Origin of the sequence: Ensifer sp. Root1252, assembly GCF_001425885.1 — a bacterium.
Lineage (GTDB): Bacteria > Pseudomonadota > Alphaproteobacteria > Rhizobiales > Rhizobiaceae > Ensifer > Ensifer canadensis.
On the sequence record NZ_LMDT01000052.1, the window covers coordinates 1 to 1,573 of the forward strand.

Annotated in this window: 3 protein-coding genes; 2 read left to right on the forward strand and 1 reads right to left on the reverse strand. The window is 59.2% G+C overall.

Annotated features, from left to right (window positions below; translation table 11 throughout):
- Positions 1–47: 47 nt before the first annotated feature.
- Complete coding sequence (locus ASD02_RS31920) at positions 48–383, forward strand: antitoxin Xre/MbcA/ParS toxin-binding domain-containing protein (RefSeq protein WP_057258505.1); 336 nt, start codon at positions 48–50, stop codon at positions 381–383.
- The gene (locus tag ASD02_RS37690) at positions 380–898 is read left to right on the forward strand and encodes an RES family NAD+ phosphorylase (RefSeq protein WP_082555684.1); all 519 of its coding nucleotides are present in this window, start codon (positions 380–382) and stop codon (positions 896–898) included. Before ASD02_RS31920 ends, ASD02_RS37690 begins: the two co-directional genes overlap by 4 nt.
- Positions 899–1,234: 336 nt before the next feature.
- Here ASD02_RS37690 and ASD02_RS31925 read toward each other — a convergent pair.
- The coding region (locus tag ASD02_RS31925) for a tyrosine-type recombinase/integrase (RefSeq protein WP_156408508.1) at positions 1,235–1,573 on the reverse strand (339 nt) is incomplete at its 5' end.

Genomic DNA, 1,573 nt, shown 5'->3' on the forward strand with positions numbered 1-1,573 from the left:
AGGTTCTGAAATCTCTAGAGCAAAGCGGTCCCCTGGTCCTGTCCTATATGGATCGCTCGGGAAAGATCGCTGTGGAACGGGTCGCAACCGGCTTCGGCATGTCTAAGAGCCAGTTGGCCGAGACGGCGGGCCTAGCCCGCGAAACGCTGTATAGAAGCGAGCGTAGCCTGGGCGCGAAAACGCAGAGTCGCCTTCGGGAAATGCTGGAGATTATCAGTCGCGTCTCAGATTGGGCCGGTGGTAAGGAGCAAGCAATGGCTTGGTACCGGGCTCAACCTCTACCAGCTTTTGGCGGGCGTACGCCCGAGGCTCTCGTAAAAGACGGCAAGGCCGCGGCGGTGCGAGATTACCTCGATCATATGGCCCTAGGGGGCTTCGCTTGAGGTTTGTGGGCAATTGTTACCGTGCGCACGATCCACGCTGGGCTTTCAAACCGGTTTCAGGAGATGGCGCGGCTATAAGGGGCGCGCGGTTCAACCCAAAAGGCGTGCGGGCTCTCTATCTCGGCCTCAGTGTCATGACGGCGATTAAGGAAGCCAATCAAGGATTTGCTCATCGTATCGACCCCTGCGTACTTTGTTCCTACGATGTCGACTGTGATGACATTGCGGACCTTACTTCTGACGTTGGTCGGGCCGCGAATAGTGTTTCGGTGGAGGAAATGGCCTGCAGTTGGGCCACCGCGCTTTCCGAAGGAAGGAGGCCCCCATCCTGGTCGATATACGATCGACTGAAGGCGAGGGGTACGGCAGGCATCATAGTACCCAGTTTTGCGCCTGGCTCCGAAGAGGGAGATCGAAACCTGGTGCTTTGGAACTGGGGCCCCAGCCTGCCTCATAAAGTGCAAGTACATGACCCAAGTGGTCGGCTTCCGAAGGATCAGCTGTCCTGGGATTAGGCGCATCGGCGCAATAAGCACGAGCCCTTTACGACTGCGTCTTGTTCTTGCAGCCATGATACGTCGGCTCTACTGTGCTTACAGCAAAGGTAAGCAACCAAGACCCGGAATTAGCCGGACGTTGCGCGGCGGCAATCAAGGTGAGATTCGTCTCATCCTGATCGTCGCGCTATACCGGACGTCCAGGACCACACGCCTCCGCCGGTATGACCGGCGCTTTCAGGTGATCAGCCGGGCGGCGCGCCCCTGTTTGCGTTCCACGTCATTGTAATAGCGAGCGGCCTGCGTCNGCCGGACGTCCAGGACCACACGCCTCCGCCGGTATGACCGGCGCTTTCAGGTGATCAGCCGGGCGGCGCGCCCCTGTTTGCGTTCCACGTCATTGTAATAGCGAGCGGCCTGCGTCACCGACTTGTGCAGCGACTGCTGCATGGCTTCAGGGAGCGGGATGCCCCGATTTGCTGCCTCGGTCAGATAGCCTGACCGCAACCCATGCGCCGAAAACAATGTCGGGTCGAGCCCGGCATGTTTGCAGCGGCCCTTCAGGATCAGGTTGACCGACTGCGGCGTCAGCGCCCGCTGGTCGATATTCCCCCATTGGTCAATGCGTCGGAACACCGGCCCCAACTTTCTCCACCTGCACCAATGGCTAGCGAAAGCACAACGCATTGTCAC

Coding starts and splice junctions, on each gene's coding strand:
- ASD02_RS31920 (WP_057258505.1), top strand. CDS start 48: ATGGATCGCTCGGGAAAGATCGCTGTGGAACGGGTCGCAACCGGCTTC.